Raw genomic sequence first — 19407 nt, forward strand, 5'->3', positions numbered from 1 at the left:
TTTTCTAAATAACAGGTCTTGTCTTTTACCTAGCCTCCTTCAGCCATATTCTGCAATAGTAACAATCGTTGCTGTTCCTGCTCAGAAGGCTGATAAGGGGTATCACTTAAACTAGATACGGAAAATTCTTTAATTTCATATTTCTTAATAGCACTATTACCATACTTTGTTGGCTCACCTGGTGCTGGCGACATTAACTCGATTGAGAAAGTCGACAAATAAAATGGTGCCGACTTGCCTTGCAATACTGATTGATGAGCTTTTAAGTTTATATGGCTGCTGCCTTTATTGAGCTTTTCTTTACTGACTAAATGCGCAATGGGCTGGTTGTTGGCATCAAATAAATTTGCTCGTATTCTATAAAGGCCTTGCTCTCTTGTAGTTAAATTAGCTGGCATCACCATGTCTGCATCTTGGTTAAATGCTGAATTGAAGCCTTCTAGTGTGGCGATTGAATCAACATATTTGAGTGCCAGAGCAATAGTAATATTCTTACCATTAACAGATGCTTTTATCGTAGCTTGCAGCTGTCTTGGCAAATCTCGCCTGCCCTCCAGTTGTGCATACCAGTTATCTTCATCCTGTTCGAACTTGCTAGTTAATAATAAATTTCCCGTGTTAGTGTCAACCAGCTGAAGCTCGGCATTAACAATATTTTCCCCAGTAAGTGTCGCAAATACCAGCTCAGGGTAGGTATAACGATATTTTGATAATGCGGCGGTGACTTGAGTGCCTTCATCATCAACGGGTATAGATTGTGGGTTGAAATGGTTTGGTTGCAAACGGTCAAAATCATTATCAGTCAAAGGTTGCGAGTATGCGGGAAAGTTTAATTCCGCGGCATATACCTTAGCGACTAACGCTGCAGAAGCATTTGAAGTGATCTTTTCTGGCATTACCGCAAGCAATGAATTCTTGTTAACGCTTTCTGCTGGCAGTTTTGTTGCTTCTATCAATGGTGTTTTTATAAGAGGCTCATTAACCGTTATGTTTTGCTGTTGCTGTTGCTGTGGCATCGATGGCCAAAAAAGCCAAACACTGACAACAACAATACTTATGGTCAGCACCCGCTTTAAATTTTTTTGATTTTTCATAGCTCATTTACTTTCCTTTATTATAAGCTGTTAATCCTTTGTCATTTCGTTAAAAGATTAACAGCTATTACTCTTTTTCTAGTTAGGAATCGCGTCATAAATTAGTGTCGACATGCTGTCATCATTGGAATTTTGCACATAAAGGTAATTACTTTTCCAAAGCCACCAGCCAAACGTTTGAGTGTAGGTATCAAAATGAATGGCCTCACCTGATAGTAAGTTTTTCTGGCTACTTGCTGCAGTAACTTTACCTTCCTGCTTTGGCTCAAGTAGTGAGCCATGGCTATAGTCTTCTCCCATAAGCATCGGATAATGATAGGGCATAAAGCCTGATACAGCATTGCTTTGATTTGAAATTTTACCGTTGAAAGCTATTTGCGCACTACAACTGCCAAAGCTACCTTGGCGATTACCACCACATGAAGAGTGGCTACCAACAACACCGTCATCATGGCCATGAATAAACGGGCTAGTTAAACCTAAATATTCACTTGAATCACCAACAAAACGTAAACGCGGAATTCTAGCATCAGGTAATGGTGCAAGTTGTCTCGCATTATTGACTTTTAAGTCATGCAGCACACCCATTTCATCACTAAGTTGGCCACCCAACCAAGCCTCTAAAGCAGCCTCGATAATAAAGGTCCATGTTTCTGTAGCTTGAGCCACACTTACCGCTAAATCGGCAAGTTCACTGCCACCGCCAGCGCCAGCAATATCAAAAGTAGCGACTATATTAAGTGGCGCTAAGCCCGCATTTTCTAACCAAGTCTCTTGGTTGTCGATAATATAGCGAGCAACCAGATCACCGGTAGAGTGAGTGACAAAGATACAGCCCGGTGAGCAAAAATTACTTTCTGAAAAAGACTTTAATTTTGGCCACAGGTAATCTGTAGCGATTTTTCCTTCGATTCGCTCATATGAGGGCCAGTCAATACGGGCATCACTTAAGTTGTCCCAATAACCCTTCCAGTAGTTTTGGCCACTTTCGGTGACATCACCGTCGTATATTAATTGTTGTGGTTGCAGGCCATGGATAAGCACTATTTTATATGCTTTGCTGTATGTAGTAGCGGAGTAAAGCGCTAAGCAGAGTGCTACAAAAGCAGCTGAGATCTTGATTATATTCATATTATCCCCATTAGTTTTTATAATTATTTTTATTTCGTCATATTTTTATTATTGATATTGGTTTTCCAATTCAACTGATCGGACGTTGGACCAGTTGAATTACAATAGAATAGTGCTTATTTTTTATCCATCGACCAAGTATTTATAATGAGAATAACGAAAATAGATGTTATTTATAATGGGTGTATCAACCTAGAAAAACACGACAACAAAAATCACAGTAAGCACTTGATTAATAAAATCAAAATAAACATACCAGCTTGCTTTGCTTAGGGTTTTATAATTAAACAACAATCAACCACATGTTAATTAATGGTTAACATATAGTTTATGTGTGGTTAAGTTAAATTAACGAATGGTTATAAAATAATTTATCGATAATTGTGAAATAGCTAAACTATGATTGGAAAAGGATAATTTACTTAGTGAAGTAAATATACAAAGGAATACAAGGAGTAGCTTGGCTTCTATCAGACAAAAAAACCAGCAGAGCTGCTGGCTTTTTATTTACTTAATGAGTCGCTTCAATAGCTAGTTATGCTATTAATTTTAGAGCTAATTAATTAATTTCTCTTGGGTTTTCTTTACTTGATTAGCAATAGTCAATAACGCAATACCATCAAAAATAAAGCTAACACCAATAATAAGGCCAATAATCCAAGCACTAGAAAAAGGCCAGTTGGTTAGCACGACGACACCTAATACAAAGGATATAGCACCATTTACAAGGCTGAATACTTTAGCCGATGATTGTAGTTCAAAAGCAAGGATCATAGAGCTAAAACCACTGATTAAAAAATAAATAGCAATTAATAAGCCAAGCACACCAAGAATTATGGCTGGGTGAGTAAAAATAATAAGCGCTAATGCTGCTAAAACAAAAGGCCTAAACCATAAAGACATGTTCTGTGTCTTGTTATGCCAAGCATTAAAAGCCAGGGCTGTTGATGCTAGTAAGAAAATCCCACCAACAAAAGTATTAAAAGCCAAACCAATAAAGTTAGGCACCAAAATAGCTAGCAGACCAATAATGATCATCACTATGCCAATCACTTTGGTATTTTTAATCAAGGCTAACTTGAGCTGTTGTGCTGGTGTTTCCCGCGATATTTCTTGCTCAACTTCTGCAGCTTTATCTGAAGTAACTTCTGAGCGAGGTACAAAATCTGTCATGGTGGTTTATCCTTAAATTGACTCGATAATTTTTTGTTAAAACTAAGGTAGCAGAAGCGACTAATAAACTGTATTTATTATTAAAAGTTCACTAAAAAAATGTTGCCATTAAATATATTTATGCAAATATAAAAACCCGATACAAGTTACCTTGTATCGGGTTTTAGTTGCTATTTACTCACTACTAATATTAGTGAGTAAATCATTTTCCTACGGATTATAGGTTACCTCTAAGCTAACACCGCTTGCTGCCGAGTAACCATACACACCGATGTGCCAAGTATCTGCTGCTGGGTTGGTAAATGAACAACTCTCTGTGTTACCACTTTTATATGGGCGACAGTCATAAGTAGCAGAAGTCGGTTGAGAACCACGTCTAATATACATATCCGCATCACCACTGCCACCGCTCATAGCGAAATCTAATGTCGCCATGCCTACTGGCACATCAATGGTGTAATATGTCCAAGCACGACGAGCAACACTTATATCTGTTACTGAGGCACTGCCGCCGGTAGCACCGCCACCAGTGCTAGGCTCGGTAAAGCTACCAGTTAAGCTGACACCACTAAAGGCCGAGTAAGCAATGACTTTAACAAAATAAGTGCCCGTTTGAGCACTAGCAATTGCACAACTTTCAGCATTACCACCCTTGTATGGACGACAATCATAACTACTGCTTGTAGGTGCTGAACCGAATTTAACGTAAAGATCAGCATCCCCCGTACCACCAGCCATATAGAAGTTTAACTCAGTGGCGCCAGCAGGAACTTCCATAGTAAAGCTCAGCTCAGTACTTGAGCCAAGGTTCGCTTTAGCAACACCATTTTCAAGGACATTGCCTGCTGTAGGAGGCGGTGTAGTGCCACCACCACAGCTAGCTGCCAATGCATCTGATGCAGCTTTTGCTTGCACTAAACCAAAACCTGTTTTGTCATCACGACCTGCTACATCTAAGTCAATCGCGGTATTTTTCAAGGCACTGCGGACATCGTCGGCACTACAGTTCGGGTTATTGCTCCATACTAATGCAGCTACACCAGTAACGTGTGGCGTTGCCATTGAAGTGCCATTGTAATAAGCATAATCTTGTGACCCATTGACCGTTAAGCTAGCGTTAGTGCCCAATTGAGACATGAGTTGCAAGCCTAAAACACGGCTAACAGAAACAGTAGGTACAGTTACGTCAGTATTGGCATCGACAAGGAAAGGATTTTGTAACCCTGGACGGGTCGTGTCACTATAAACAATAACGGCAGAAGCACCGGCATCAGCACACGCTTTAGCTGGATTGATTTCAGGGTAATTACTGCCCTTTTGATTATCATTACGCTCTGCTAAACAAATATTGCCATTAACATTGCTACAGCTATAACTGCTACCTGAAATGGTACAGCTTGCTAAAACACCGTTAGCACTGCCATCAACATTGCTAACCACATAGTTACCGCCACTTTGAATATAATGGGTTTGCGGTACCACACTGTCATTACCGTATGTCGTTGCACCAACAGTGACAAAACCTAAACGGCCATCTCCGGCAACGGTTGATAAAATAGCTTCGCCCGGCGCTGATACTTCAACTTGACTGGTATATTGAGAAAATTCTGCATGTTGGTTGTTACTATCTAACGCGCCAACAGCCATTACCACGTCGTAAGATGCCGGGTAAGACAAGGTAGCGTTACCATCATTACCTGAAGCAGCAATTAACAATACGCCGGTATCAGCCGCTGCTTGTAGGGCATTTTTTTCAGTATTACTTGAACCTGAACCACCTAAACTCATATTGATAACTTTAGCGCCGTTATTTACACAAGTATCCACTGCATCAGATAAGTCACCCGAGTAACCCCAACCACTTTCGTTGAAGACTTTAACAATATGTAGATTAACGTTCGTGCTTGGTAAAATACCAACAACACCTTCACTGTTATTTACGCCAGCAATAGTACCCGCAACGTGCGTGCCGTGAGAGCCGCCGTTCTGATACCAGTTACCTGTGCCTGAGTTATTAGTGCCTGAAGCATTATTGGCATTCAAATCAGGGTTTGTTTGCTCATAACCCGAATCAATAATACACACTGTCATGTTAGCGGCATCTGCATCGGTTAATTGATCAGATTGTGTCTTAGCTATGCCCCAAGGTTGGTTTTGCGAAAATAAGAAACGTTGATAATCAGGTTCAATTGATTCAACCGAAGGATGCTTACGTAACTTTTCAATGAATTTTTCTACATCTTTCACCGAGTGCATTTTATCAAGAGCAATTACGTGGCTGTTATTTTTTAAAACTTTAACGTGCTTTAAATTTAGACCTATTTTTTTAGCAAGACCTGGCGGAACAGTTTTACCTTGTTTCTTATCTTTAAAAGTAATAATTAATCTGTCGGTATAATCATTACGTTGAAGTTTCTGCTCTGCTTGCCACTGGGCAAAACTTAGCGTTGCTGATTGCTTAACTGTAGTAACTTTTTCCGCTTTATTAAGCTTAGCTTGAGGTGCTGCATTACTAGCAGCACTGGTCGCGGTTAAAACTGATAAGGCGATAGCACTCAGGGCAATCTTTTTATTATTTCTCATCTGACATCAACTCCATCGTTGGTATTTCACGCTTATTACAAAAGTCATTTTGACTAATGTCCTGCGTATTCTTTTTATAGGTTGGATTAACTATTCAACACTTATCAGATTGAATCTTTATTCGTTTTTTAACTAGTAAATTATCGACAAACATTAATAAAAAACCGACTAAACACTTTTACAAAAACCGTCTAAGCAACTAAAAATTAAGGATATTAATTAACCTTGTCGTTTTTGTGCGAAAAGTTGTCGGAATTTTACTAGAGGCAGTTTTACTAGCTGTTACTATCGAATTATGCAAGAGGCAGGAAGCCAAGTTAAGCAGATGTATAGAGTAAGTGAAACATATAGCAGGAGAACGGACAGTTCATCTAAACAGTTCATCTAAATAATAAAAATTAGCGTCATTAATAATAAGAATAAGACGACACAACATTAAACAGAGAGTGAGTCCATATGAAAATTTCTAAATTTGCAACTTCAGTTCTAGCCTTAGCGGTTACCGCAGCATTCTCAGCACAAGCAGCTGATGACAGATACATTATTAAAGTAGAGAACAGTAAAAAAGGTATTGTAAAAGCCTTAGCGAAGAAACTAGGCGCTGATGTAAAAGTTGATGGCAATGGTTTTTTTGCTGCATCATTTTCAGGTAAAAGCTTAAGCCAAGTTAAAGGTTTACTGAATAATCCACATATTCAGATGGTTGAAGAAGATCAACGTCGTATGCCTTTATCTATCTATAGTGATGATGTTGGTAATGCGATGACTGAACAGTTAACACCTTATGCTGTTGTACAATCACAAGCAGATCAAGTTAGCTTTAACGCTAATGCGGGCATGAAGGTTTGTGTTATTGACTCTGGTTTAGATCGCTCTAACCAAGATTTCGTTTGGAACAACATTTCTGGTACTAACAACTCAGGTACAGGAAACTGGGATGAGAACGGTGGCCCACACGGTACTCACGTAGCTGGTACTATTGGCGCTGCTGACAATAACGTCGGTGTTGTGGGTATGGCTCCAGGCGTTGATATGCATATTATTAAAGTATTCAATGCTGATGGGTGGGGTTACTCTTCTGATTTAGCTTATGCTGCTGAAAGATGTGCAGATGCTGGTGCTAACATCATTAGCATGAGTCTTGGTGGTGGTGGTGCCAATAGCACTGAAGAAAATGCCTTTAAAGCCTTTACTGATAACGGTGGTTTAGTGTTAGCTGCTGCAGGTAACGATGGCAACGATGTGCGTTCATTCCCTGCTGGTTACCCATCAGTAATGATGATTGGCGCAAACGACAATAATAATAACATTGCCGACTTCTCACAATTTCCAAGCTGTGATGAAACTACAGGTCGTGGTAAGAAACGTACTACAACAACCAATGAGGCTATCTGTGTAGAAGTAACTGCTGGTGGTGTTGATACCTTATCTACTTACCCGGCGGGTATGGCAACTAGTGCTTCAATGACTGCTGATGGCGTAGCATTTCTTTCTTCTTCAATGGAGAATGCCGGTAATGCTTCAGGTAATACTTATTACATGGGCACAGCTGAAGCGACAGATTCTGGCGCTAACGGTAATATTTGTGTGATTGACCGTGGTATTATTTCTTTTCACGATAAAGTAGAAAACTGTGAAAATTCAGGTGGTATTGGTGCAATCCTCATCAATAATGAAGCAGGTATGCTGTACGGTACATTAGGTGATGCCAACGCAACATCTATCCCTGCTGTGGGTGCAACGTTTGAAGACAGAGCGGCGCTATTAGCTGCTACTACTGCTGATGTGACTATTGGAACTAGTGATTATGGTTTCATGAGCGGTACTTCTATGGCGACACCCGCGGTATCAGGTATGGCTGCTCTAGTTTGGTCTAACCATAACGGCTGTACTGGTACAGAAATCCGTGAAGCATTAAAAGCGACGGCAGAAGATAACGGCGCTGCAGGTCACGATGACTACTTCGGTTACGGTATCGTAAAAGCAAAAGCGGCCAGCGATTACCTAACAGCCAACGGTTGTGGTGGTGGAGTTACTCCTCCAGTAGGTGGCGATATTACTGCTGATGCCTCAGCATATCGCGCTAAAGGTAAAAACAAAGTTGACCTAACTTGGTCAGGCGCTGCTACTTCAAGTGTCGACATCTACCGTAATGGTTCTTTAAGAACTACTACCTCAAACGATGGTGCTTATACGGATAGCTTCAGAACTTACGGTTCATTTACTTATAAAGTATGTGACCAAGGTAGCGATAATTGTTCAACTGAAGTAACGGTAAACTTCTAATTCCAACCGAGTTTAGTACTTAATATCCAGCTCATTATGTGGGCTGGATATTTTCGTTTAAGCCACTTTAACTTTTAATTTTGATAATTCTAAAAATAAAAAGTGATTGTGGTTGGGCCGTGTTTAGTCTATGTTTTGTATCGATGTGTTTTTTGTAACTTCTTTTTTACAATTGTAATTTAAGTAAGAATGGACGCGACAAGATGTAAGCAAGAACACCCTAATGTTTTAAGAAATGTAGATGAATTTTTTAAAGATGTAATGGACATAGGGGAATAAAATGTTGAACAACTCAGTAAAAAAAATAATCAAACCACTATCATTGTTAGGCTTTGTTAGTTTATCAGTGTGGCTTATCAGTATCTCAGTAAACAGCACAACTAATGCTCAAACTCAGTATTATACTGAATCTTATATAATCAGCTCAGCCGATTACCCGTTACTAAAAGAAAAAGTAAAAGCGCTGAACCTAGTGCCTTCCCATCAACTCGCCATTATTAATGCCGTCGCGGTTGAATTGAACCAAGAGCAGTTAGCTCAATTACAACAAACGCTTAATTTTACCATTACTAAAAACCATAAAGTAGAATTGTCCGGAGGTCGAGCTTGGGGAAAGCGTAAATGGCAACCTAAAGCTACCGTGCCACTGTATATTGAAGCTGACTCGGCCCATGCAATGCGAAATTTTGGCGATAACGTAACCATTGGCTTTTTAGATACTGGCTTAGATCAATTACAAGGCACGTCTAAAGGCTTAGGTTTATCGACAGACTTGTATGGACGCGATAAGTTCTGGGGAACTTATGACGCGATAAATAACGAGCTAAGTAACTATAGTAATGAAGAAAATGGCCATGGTACCCATGTTGCCAGTGTTGCAGGTAATGCCGACTATGACGTGTACGGTAACGTTTATGGTGTTGCGCCAAATGCTGCACTCGTAGGTATAAAAGCCTTTGATACTGAAGGCAAGGCTACTTATGCCGATGTTATCCGTGGTATTGACTGGGCACTGCAAGTAAAAGATGAAATCAATCTTCGAGTGCTTAATATGTCTTTTAGTGGACCAGCCCGCTCTTATTATTGGGAAGATCCTCTTAACCAAGCAGTAATGAAAGCATGGCAAGCAGGTATTGTTGTGGTAGCTTCTGCTGGTAATAGCGGCCCTACTCCCATGACTATTGGCGTACCAGGCAATGTTCCTTATATTATTACGGTAGGTGCGATGACAGATAATTATACTGAATCTGATTCAAGCGATGACAAATTAGCCACATTTAGCGCTGCTGGGCCTACTTTTGAAGGTTTTGTTAAACCAGAAATTGTCGCTCCAGGTGGACATTTATCGGGTTTAATGGCTTTTGACACTCAAATAGCTCAGGAACATCCAGAGTTTCATGATGGTGGCCGTTATTTTGAAATGTCAGGTACATCGCAAGCTGCTGCCGTTGTTTCCGGTGTAGTGGCACTTATGTTGAGTCAAGAGCCGACACTAACACCTGACGAAGTAAAGTGCCGCTTAATGGATACCGCCCATGCCGCATTTGATACTAATGGTGAACTTGCTTATAGTGTTTTTCAACAAGGTTCTGGCCTGGTTAATGCTGCAGGTGCATTAGCGAGTACTGCTTCAGCATGTGCCAATCAAGCCTTAGATATAGCTCAAGATTTAAATGGTGACGAACACTTCTTTGGCCCGGCCAACATTAATAGTGATGGCAACTTCTATGTTGAAGGACTAGGTGATGAATATATCTGGCGATTAAATGAAAATAACCTTGATGGTGATACTTTACTTTGGCGAATGAATTTTGCTGAAAATGCTCAAGGCTGGAGAAACATTGCATCAACGGATACATTACTTTGGCGAATGAATATAGAAACAGATACATTACTTTGGCGGATGAGCCTTGAGTCAGATACATTGCTTTGGCGAATGAGTGTAGCAAATAGCGCTACTAATATTACTGTGAATAATTGGGTTGAACAACAATAGCTTAATTAACCCTAAGCCACTGTTTCTACAGTGGCTTTTTCATTAGCATGATCCCATACTGGCAACGCCTATATATCATCACTTTATCAGAGCTGTTTTGTGAAAAAAATACTCCTACTTTTATTATCAATAACCCTCAACTTCAGTGCCCTTGCACAAGAAGTTAAACTGTTTAAAAATTTTGGCATTGATAACCCAATGTCATACAACTTTGTTCGAACGATTGCTCAAGACAAAGATGGCTTTATGTGGTTTGGTTCGTCGGAAGGTTTAGACCGTTTTGATGGCCACAAGACGCTAAACTTTCACCATGATAGTTCTCAACCGACCACCCTAAGCTCTAATGTAATCAGTCGTATTCTTATTGATAACCAACAAAGGTTGTGGGTAGGAACTTTCAGTGGTGGCTTGAATTTATATAAAGCAGTGAGTCAGGATTTTCTACATTTTACCACTAAAACAAAAAATACAACCCTGAGCAATGATACCGTTAATGCGTTATTTGAAGACAGTAAAGGTAATATATGGGTTGGCACTGAAAATGGTTTAAATATTATCAGTAACCATGCAGGAAAATGGTCTACTCAGAAAATTTTTCAAGAATTAGGTAACCCGAATAGTCTTACGCACAATGCTGTACTCACAATTATTGAAACCGGAAATCAACAAATTTTGGTAGGAACCAATGGTGGTGGTATTTCGGTATTTGATCTACAAGGAAACTTTATTAAATCGATCAAGTACGGTGATAATAATAGTGCGACCTACATCAATAAATTTGTCAGTAGTTTATATAAAGATATCAATGGAGATGTTTGGATAGGCACAGTCGATAGTGGTTTATTAAAGTATTCCCCTAGCACGGAGCAATTTATTCACTATCAATTTAATGTCGATGATCAGTCAACGATTAGCAGTAATGCCATAAAAAATATTTATCAAGACTCTGAACACAACATTTGGATTGCTACGGACAATGGTTTATCTATTTATAATTATAAAGGTAACGACTTCATCCGGTACAAATACTCACCTAATAACCCTTACAGTATAAGTAATGATTATGTTCTTACTTTTTATGAAGACAATAATAACATGATGTGGGTAGGTACTTTTTCGGGCGTAAATCGCTGGGATCCTAATATGGCAATATTTCGACAATATAGTACTCAAACAAATCCGGCTTTAAAAAGTAGTAATATCACTAGTTTTACCCAATTTGAGCAAGGAAGTTTATTTTTTAGTACCTATAGTGGTGAAATTTATCAGTTGTCAGAAGATGATAAGTCAATTTCACCTGTCGATTTCAATGATTCGTTTTCCGAGTATCGAATTATGACTCTGTTTGCCGATGGCAACATTTTATGGGTAGGAACGCGAGGTTCAGGCTTATATTCAGTAAACTTAACAACCAATAACGTTACTGAATATAAACATAATGCTGAAAACAATAACTCTATTTCAGCCAATAGTATTACGGACATTATTAAAGATCTAAATGGTAATATTTGGATCGCTACTTTTCATCAAGGAATTAATTTATTCAATAAAGATGGCACTTTTAAACGTTTTATAAAGAATAAGTCAAACAGTGAAAAAGGACCCAGTAGTAATAATATTTTACAGTTACTGGAGGACGACCAAGGCTTTATTTGGTTAGCTACTTTTGGTGGTGGCCTTAGTCGTTTTGACCCTAAGCAGGAAAAATTCACTCATCTTCGTCATAAGGAAAATAACCCTAACGGTATCTCTGACGACTTTTCCTGGATCATGTTTATGGACAATAAAAAAAACCTTTGGTTTGGTACTCAAGATGCAGGATTAAGTATATTAAGCCGAGAAAACCGTCATAGTAACAACTTTTCATTTACTCATCTTGGCGCTAAAGATGGTATGAAAAGTATGACCATATACGGTATTACTCAAGATACTTATGGAGATATTTGGTTTAGTAGTAACAAAGGTATTTCCCGCTATTCAATGAGTGATAAAAACTTTAAGCACTTCAATCTTAGCCATGGTCTAGTGGATCTAGAATACACCCACTCTTCTGTGTTTCGCTCAATGAATAACACACTATATTTTGGTGCAGGAAAAGGTTTCAACAGCATCTCACCTGAAAAAGTAAGCAGTAATTTATCTGCTCCCAAAGTCCGTTTGACCAATATTTTAAAGCTTAACGAACCTATGGCATTAGGCACAACGTTATCTGATTTAACTGAGTTGACGCTGGAATATACAGATCAACTCATTTCATTCGAATATGTCGGCTTAAACTATACGGCTCCAGAATCAACCCGTTATAAATATCGCTTAAAAGACTTTGATGAAGAGTGGATTAATGCCGGTAAGTCACGACGCGCCACTTATACCAACTTACCTTCAGGTAGTTATCAACTACAAATTATTGCCGCGAATAATGATAATATTTGGAGTGAGCCTGGCTTAACCCTTGATATTACCGTGCAGGCCGCACCTTGGAATACTTGGTGGGCGTATGTATTTTATGCGGCATTGATTGCGCTGTTATTACTGGCTTATTCGCGTTTTTTAAACCGAAAACTACTTATTGAACAACAACAAAAAGAATATTTAAAGCGGCAAGTTAAAGAGAAGACAGCAGAGTTTCATTTGAAAAATGTTGAGCTGGAGCAAGCTAATAAGCAATTGGAAGATGCCGCAACAGTGGATAAGGTAACGGGCGTTAAAAGTCGTCGTTATTTAGATATTTATATCGAGCAAGCTAGCCAACTGATGTCTCAAATTCATGAGAATCTTCTGCCCGTACAACGTAGCCTATTGCCACGTTTATCTCTTGTCATGATAAAGTTAGAGGATATAGAACAAGTAACCAATAGCCAATTAGTTAACCTCACAGACATACTGCTTTATAGTAGAAATAGTGATGACTTAGTTATTCGCTGGGCTGATGATACTTTTGTGATTATTGGTTATGAGAAGGATAATAACACCCGTGATCTGGTGACTCGCTTAACAAGTCGCTTTGAGCAAGTATTAGGTCACAACATCAAAGCCGGCATGGCGTATGCCTTTTACCCTTTTAACTTTGAACAACCTATGGCGCTGTCGTGGGATCAAGTCAGTGTGCTGACTGAACATGCACTTAAAGTGGCCCATAATAACCAATTAAACTGGTTAGGTTTTCATGCTCCTAAGGTGCAACCCTTCAACTATTTAGATGTCATCCAACAACAAGATATTGGCGAGCTAAGCAAATTAGTAAAATTAAAGCAGGGTTAGTTGCATTAGTCTGCATTTTATCTTACAAGCTAAATAATCAAGCGCAGTGCAAACATATAACACTTGTTTAGAAAAAGAAAAGTTGTCTTCATTGTTTTAAAAAATAGGAAGAAAATTGGCAGGTATCATATATTGGGTAAAACTAAGCACTTTTTATATTTATTAAGACATCCTTAATAAATATAATAAGTGCTATTGTTTACTCACCTGATTATGACTCGGTAAAGGTTACATTGATTTTTTCAATAACGGCTACATCAGTAATACTAACCTCACCCATACTTTCTTGTAATTTAGCCGCTGTTTTTGTTGCGCCATTTTTTGCTGCAAAAGTAATAATATCATCACCATTGCACATAACTTTTAAGGCAACAGTCTTATTCTGTAAACGGTGAGATTTCATTACAGATTTCAATTTAAGTACTTTATTGCTTTGAGCTGCTTTACAGACTTCAACTAATGCTGTGTTCATATATGACGTGGTTGTTGCTTGACTTGTTAAGCTAAAAGCTAATGCAGGAACAGCTGTGGCTAATGCGATAAGAGTTGTTTTGATTGTAGTCATGGTATTCTCCAAATGTTTTAGTTTACGAAACACTATTGCTTCGCTCATATTAATTATTATTCTTCTCTTGGTTGTTAGACTATTACAAGTGCTGTGCCAATCTTAATTTTATTTTTAACCACTTGATAAATAAAAGCTTTAACTTAAATCAATATAAGATTAATTATAATTTCATCATATGCCTCGCGACAATATGGTTTAATTAACCATCACAAAGGCTAAATTGACCACCTATATAGTAGAATTAACCATGGTGATGTAAAGTAATACAAATTATTTAATATTGGAGTGTTTCAACGTTGACGTTTTCATTGCATCACCCTTTATCTAGTAAGCATAACTACCCGATTTCGTATCAAAGTGAACGGTTAGATTGGATGATTTTAGTTAATTAAAAGGGTCTGCTTTGTGCCTTGAGGGGATAAGCTAACTTTGGCCTGAGCTGAAAAGATAATCACTGCTACTATTTTACGGTAGCTTATACTGGGCCTGCTGACAGCTTTGTGTTGCAATAAATGGGAAGGGATCCAAAAAATAATGACCAATCCTTTGATTATTTTGATACTGAGATATTTAAGAGAGCAGAACAACTCCTGCTCCCTAATTGATTTGGTGGCTCTTTGTGATCTGGACTTTATTTCACTTATTCCAAGGAATGTCGATCCTCAGATAGTTATTTTCCAAAAGAACTTTTTTGTTATGAACGCACTTTATCAAATTCAACATGATATTCAAGCCGAGGGGGGTTCACTTACAATTTTGCCATTAGAGATCTGTTTGATTCCGAATCGCGCTGGAGCTAAAGAGTCACTGACCACGCGCGACACTGACCTGGCCCGCTACTATTTGGACTGGTCTAATTTGAATAACATCACTGTTGAAGAGGTTGAGACACTCTTTGCTAGTTTTTGGCAAAGATATCGTACTGTAGATAAGATTGATGCTGCTCTGACGACCCTAGGGGTCGATAAAAATATGAGTTGGTTTGAAATACGTCAAGCTTACCAAAAGAAAATTATCATTAGCCACCCTGATAAAGGCGGCTGTGCAGATGACTTTATCGAAACCCGAGCAGCCTATGAGGTCTTAAAATTCAGTTATCATCGAAATTGACGCTAATGTTGTTTTTATTTATCTCAAAGTGGACGTTAGCTGATGTGATTCTACCTTGCCAATGATAACCGTCTATTCGATCACATGACCCAAGTAATTTATGCTATCGGATTCACTAATGGGTTAGGTACTAACGTTAATCGTTCGTTGTATTGATACCTGACTAACACTGACCTTTTTTTCAATCTCTCGTGGTGTTAGACCCTCACTATGTAACTTCATTATCTGTAAATGAATAACCTCGGTAATAACATTAGGAAGACCAAAAGCAGCAGCATAACCATTTTTCCGTTCTTTCTTTTTAGCAATGAAAGGCCTATTTATTGGTAGTGTTGGTTTTCTTTTTTTATGAACTACAGCATCCGTTGTTGTAATTGATTCGGCTATTACTTCAGGCGTTGCTTCGGGCGTTAGTTCGAGCATTGGTTCGGGAATTTCATCAGCTATCGGTGCTGTTTTCTTATGTTCAATCAATAGCGGTATCGCTTTACTCAGTGCTTTTTCTACAGCACGAGTAATGATATCTTCAAGTTCATTAGGCGTTAAACTAATGGCATTATTTTTCCTCGAAAATTTCGCTGCGACATTCTGTGACTTTTTAGCTATTCTTTTCTGAGAGATCTTAGATAACGCACCGAAAACACGCATTAACTCAGTAGTATCAATTTGTGGTTTACCAAGCGTATCACTCACCATAGTAAGCTTCCCGCTAGCTATATATCGCTGAATTGTTCTTCGTGACTTCTTTACTAGTAGTGCGCTATCAGTGATATTGTGAATAGCCATACGACACCTTTTCTCTTGTTATTTAACCGCGACACATTAGAAACTTTGAGGAGAGGATAGTCAAGAAAATAAGCATTAAATAAACAAGAATGATAGTGTCCATTTACCTATCAAAGTGATCATTAGACGGGATAATTTTGGTTAATGAAAAGAGTCTACAATGTGTTGCATCCACCGATTTAACTCAAGGGGGCGTTGCTGACCTAATCAATCATTCATTGAATCTTGTTGTGCCATTTGTTGTTGGTATTGTTTTGGTGTGCAGTTAAAGCTTTCCTTGAAGCAACGGCCAAAGTAAGTTTGTGAAGAAAAGCCGACATCTAAAGCAATTCGCCCTATTTGTGCACCACTAACAAGCAAGTTTTGTGCTTTTTTCAAACGAAACTCTTTGATGAAGTTATTAGGGGTAATACCTAGGATAACTTTAATTTTTCGCTGTAGTTGCCGCTCACTCATGGCTAACTCTTTGGCTAGTAATGAGATATCTAACTCGGGCTCTGTGTAATGCTTGGCGATTAACACTTCGAGTTTGTGTAAAAACTTATCATCTAGACTGCTTGGTTCACCTGTTTCTTGGCTTAGTTTCGCGGCATTATTCTGACTGTTAGTGTTTCGCTCTGCCCTTTGTTCTGCTTTATGTTGCTCGTTAAATTTTTGCAAATAGCGCTTTTGTAGCTGCTGTCTGTTGGCGATTAAGCTTTGAATACGCGTTAACAGTTCATGTTGGTTAAAAGGTTTACTTAAATATTCATCAGCATTTAACTTAAGACCTTGTAACCTACTTTCAAGATCAGATCTCGCTGTAAGTAGTATCACCGGAATATGTGCAGTCATTTCGTCTTGCTTTAACTGTGTTAAGACTTCAAAACCATCAATGCCCGTTAACATTAGATCGCAGACAATGAGATCAGGGATATATTCTTGTGCTAATTTCAGGCCAAGCTCACCACTACCCGCAAGAATACAGTGATGTTGCTGCTCAATAACTTGCTTTATATGACTCTGCATATCGAGGTTATCTTCAATAACTAACACCACTTGCTGTGAATGACTGGCTTGATTACTTGCTACTGAACGCTGCTCTATTAGTAAGGAGGCAACTTCATTTTCTGAGACACTCACAGGTACCTCAGTTTCAATATCATTTGCTGAAGCTAGCGGTATTGACAGGCTAAACTTACTACCATGGCCATGTTCACTTACTAAACTTATGCGCCAACCGTGCGCTTTAACCAGTTCATTGACTAGAGATAAGCCAATGCCAACACCAAAGGTTGCTTGGTTTTTTACATCATCCGCTCGTTGAAAACGTTCAAAAATCTTATCTTGAGAGCCTTTACTGATACCTATGCCTGAATCAATAACATCTAAAATAATGGTGTCTTGTTCAACATAGGCATTCACTTGCACAGTGCCACCTTTTGGTGTGTACTTTATTGCATTGGCAAGTAGGTTAAAGATGATTTTTTCAAAAGCTTGGCCATCACAATCGAGCCACAAATCATCTGGTATGTTGCTGGTAAAAGTTAAATTACTTTGTGATGCCAAGCGAGAAAAGGAGTCAGCAGGCATAGTCATTAGAGTTTTTAAGCGGTAAGTGCTCAGCGATAGCTGCGGGTTGTCACTTAAACGTGAAAGCTCTAGCAGTTGCTCAACCATACGCACTAAGCGTAAGCCGTTACGCTTAGCTGTGGTTAAGTCTTCACTTTCTAGTGCATCCGATGTTTTATCTATATATCTATCTATAATGCCGTTAATTATGGTTAATGGTGTTCTAAATTCATGCGAAATGTTGGCGATGAATTTATCTTTTAATTCTAAGGCTTGTTTTTCAGCATGTTTTCTTGCTGATAAATTGATAAAAGTAATAACAATAAGCGGATTTTTAGCCCGTTCTGCCCACTGTAACTCTGCTTGTGCAGGAAATTCAGTGCCATCTGAACGCAAAGAGACACACTCCACCGAGATGCCCTCACCTTTACGCTGTAATGAATAAACATTACTTTGAAAGTCAAAAAAGAAGTGCATTTCGTCCTTTTCTGCAAATAAACGACTAACTGATATACCTTTTAATTCTTGCTCAAGGCTTTGAAACATCTGCACAGCTGCGGGGTTAACCGATAATATCTCACCCGCGATCGTAGTCGTTAATATGGCATTATTTGAAGCGCTGACTATCGCTTTATCTTCACTGTTAATCATCGCATCTGTTAAATCATTATTTAGATTAGTAAGCTGTTGATGCTGTTTTTGTGCCTCAAATAACATTTTCTTGAGCTTTCTTGTATGACTACGACGGGTGTTGGCGATATTTGCTAGCAATAGCGCAGCAGAAAACAACCAAAAAAGCAGGACAATTGATTGCAGGTTGGAATCGACACTATAAAACAGCTTTTGCTCAAAACCATATAAATGCATTGCTGCGGGTATCAGCATCAGCAGTAAAATGTATAGCTCAGGATTATTTTCTTTTGCTATAGCGGTAGGTAATTTACCGGTATTTAAACTGATGTTCGCCGTGAGTATCAATAAAAAATAAGGCAGTAAAGCAATAAGCTGAACAGTGTAGTTGTGGGCATTACTTTGGCTGGTAAGTAACGGCAAGTCATCCGAAATAAAAGCACTGATATTGCCGATGAATAAAAATACTGTGCTGCAAGCTAGTAATGCAAAAGTGTAACGCCAGAAATTATCTTTAGCATTCAATAAACACTGTATTAATCTAGCAATAATCAGGGTATTTATTAGTAGATGAAATAACAGCGAAGGCTTGGCTGTTTGGTATATTTCACCGGAAAACTCTGCCGGTAAAAGAATTAAATAACAAAAACAAATCAGCGTGAAAAATATAGCCGGTACCCGGCCACTAATATATTTATTAAGTGGCATATCACTTAAATGCGGGTTGGTTTCTATTGCCAATAAAATAAAGAAATAAATAAAAAGCGAAGCAAAATCTTGATATAACTGCTGACTAATACTTGCCGGTGTGCCGTTTAAAAACTTACTGGCGATGACCGCGAGTATTGCCAGCAGTAAGTATTGCCAGAACAGTTTAAATGAGCGCGAGCTGTTTTTTTTAACACAAAAAAATAACAGGATACTGCTGAGAATTTGTAAGGTGGCTAAGGCAAAAGTTGCAGGGTTCTCAGTTAAAATGGCTAACCAGCTAGCAATAAAATGATACGGAAAAAAAGTAACAACGCCAGCTAAGGCTAATATTAACGGTCTAATAGGTCTGGGCAATGGTTATTCCTACTTAGTATTTATGCTTTGTTCTTATCCTAATTTAAACTTTAAGCTATCCTATCCTTTGCAAATAACCATTTAACATAATCTACAATAACATTTTTTTAACATCAAGTTGCTAAGCCTATCTAACCTCCCCGACTATTGGCTTATTTGTAGTTTTTGTACCC

At 38.6% G+C, this 19407-nt stretch carries 11 protein-coding genes; 4 read left to right on the top strand and 7 right to left on the bottom strand.

Annotated features, from left to right (window positions below):
- Positions 1-29: 29 nt before the first annotated feature.
- From HRT55_RS14725 to HRT55_RS14740, 4 genes are all read right to left on the bottom strand, one after another.
- Positions 30-1094, bottom strand: a complete 1065-nt coding sequence (locus tag HRT55_RS14725; RefSeq protein WP_291622475.1) for a hypothetical protein — start codon at positions 1092-1094, stop codon at positions 30-32.
- A 78-nt stretch (positions 1095-1172) separates the two neighbouring features.
- On the bottom strand, positions 1173-2225 hold the full coding sequence (locus HRT55_RS14730; protein WP_291622477.1) for a hypothetical protein: 1053 nt from the start codon (positions 2223-2225) through the stop codon (positions 1173-1175).
- Positions 2226-2780: 555 nt separating this feature from the next.
- On the bottom strand, positions 2781-3398 hold the full coding sequence (locus HRT55_RS14735; protein ID WP_291622478.1) for an HdeD family acid-resistance protein: 618 nt from the start codon (positions 3396-3398) through the stop codon (positions 2781-2783).
- A gap of 210 nt (positions 3399-3608) precedes the next feature.
- Entirely contained in the window at positions 3609-5981 is a 2373-nt protein-coding gene (locus tag HRT55_RS14740) for a S8 family serine peptidase (protein ID WP_291622480.1), read from the bottom strand.
- A 456-nt stretch (positions 5982-6437) separates the two neighbouring features.
- Here HRT55_RS14740 and HRT55_RS14745 point away from each other — a divergent pair, with 456 nt between their 5' ends.
- The 3 genes from HRT55_RS14745 (at position 6438) to HRT55_RS14755 (ending at position 13524) form a co-directional block, all read left to right on the top strand.
- A complete protein-coding gene (locus HRT55_RS14745; protein ID WP_291622482.1) occupies positions 6438-8267 on the top strand; it encodes a S8 family serine peptidase in 1830 nt (609 codons plus the stop codon).
- Positions 8268-8547: 280 nt separating this feature from the next.
- Positions 8548-10263, top strand: a complete 1716-nt coding sequence (locus HRT55_RS14750) for a S8 family peptidase (RefSeq protein ID WP_291622485.1) — start codon at positions 8548-8550, stop codon at positions 10261-10263.
- A 99-nt stretch (positions 10264-10362) separates the two neighbouring features.
- Complete coding sequence (locus HRT55_RS14755) at positions 10363-13524, top strand: two-component regulator propeller domain-containing protein (RefSeq protein ID WP_291622486.1); 3162 nt, start codon at positions 10363-10365, stop codon at positions 13522-13524.
- 211 nt (positions 13525-13735) lie between these two features.
- Here HRT55_RS14755 and HRT55_RS14760 read toward each other — a convergent pair whose 3' ends face one another.
- On the bottom strand, positions 13736-14089 hold the full coding sequence (locus HRT55_RS14760; RefSeq protein ID WP_291622487.1) for a DUF3718 domain-containing protein: 354 nt from the start codon (positions 14087-14089) through the stop codon (positions 13736-13738).
- A gap of 537 nt (positions 14090-14626) precedes the next feature.
- Here HRT55_RS14760 and HRT55_RS14765 point away from each other — a divergent pair.
- The gene (locus tag HRT55_RS14765) at positions 14627-15202 is read left to right on the top strand and encodes a DNA-J related domain-containing protein (protein ID WP_291622488.1); all 576 of its coding nucleotides are present in this window, start codon (positions 14627-14629) and stop codon (positions 15200-15202) included.
- A gap of 123 nt (positions 15203-15325) precedes the next feature.
- On the opposite strand, the gene HRT55_RS14770 is transcribed toward HRT55_RS14765, so the two are convergent.
- Both HRT55_RS14770 and HRT55_RS14775 read right to left on the bottom strand, forming a co-directional pair.
- Positions 15326-15898, bottom strand: coding sequence for a hypothetical protein (locus HRT55_RS14770; protein WP_291622489.1), 573 nt, complete (start codon positions 15896-15898; stop codon positions 15326-15328).
- 297 nt (positions 15899-16195) lie between these two features.
- Positions 16196-19234: an ATP-binding protein gene (locus HRT55_RS14775; protein ID WP_291622490.1), complete on the bottom strand. Its 3039-nt coding sequence runs from the start codon at positions 19232-19234 to the stop codon at positions 16196-16198.
- Between the last annotated feature and the right edge of the window lie 173 nt (positions 19235-19407).

The organism is Colwellia sp., assembly GCF_013214175.1.
GTDB lineage: Bacteria > Pseudomonadota > Gammaproteobacteria > Enterobacterales > Alteromonadaceae > Colwellia.

Coding starts and splice junctions, on each gene's coding strand:
- HRT55_RS14750 (WP_291622485.1), top strand. CDS start 8,548: ATGTTGAACAACTCAGTAAAAAAAATAATCAAACCACTATCATTGTTA.
- HRT55_RS14725 (WP_291622475.1), bottom strand. CDS start 1,094: ATGAAAAATCAAAAAAATTTAAAGCGGGTGCTGACCATAAGTATTGTT.
- HRT55_RS14765 (WP_291622488.1), top strand. CDS start 14,627: ATGACCAATCCTTTGATTATTTTGATACTGAGATATTTAAGAGAGCAG.
- HRT55_RS14745 (WP_291622482.1), top strand. CDS start 6,438: ATGAAAATTTCTAAATTTGCAACTTCAGTTCTAGCCTTAGCGGTTACC.
- HRT55_RS14735 (WP_291622478.1), bottom strand. CDS start 3,398: ATGACAGATTTTGTACCTCGCTCAGAAGTTACTTCAGATAAAGCTGCA.
- HRT55_RS14730 (WP_291622477.1), bottom strand. CDS start 2,225: ATGAATATAATCAAGATCTCAGCTGCTTTTGTAGCACTCTGCTTAGCG.
- HRT55_RS14760 (WP_291622487.1), bottom strand. CDS start 14,089: ATGACTACAATCAAAACAACTCTTATCGCATTAGCCACAGCTGTTCCT.
- HRT55_RS14740 (WP_291622480.1), bottom strand. CDS start 5,981: ATGAGAAATAATAAAAAGATTGCCCTGAGTGCTATCGCCTTATCAGTT.
- HRT55_RS14770 (WP_291622489.1), bottom strand. CDS start 15,898: ATGGTGAGTGATACGCTTGGTAAACCACAAATTGATACTACTGAGTTA.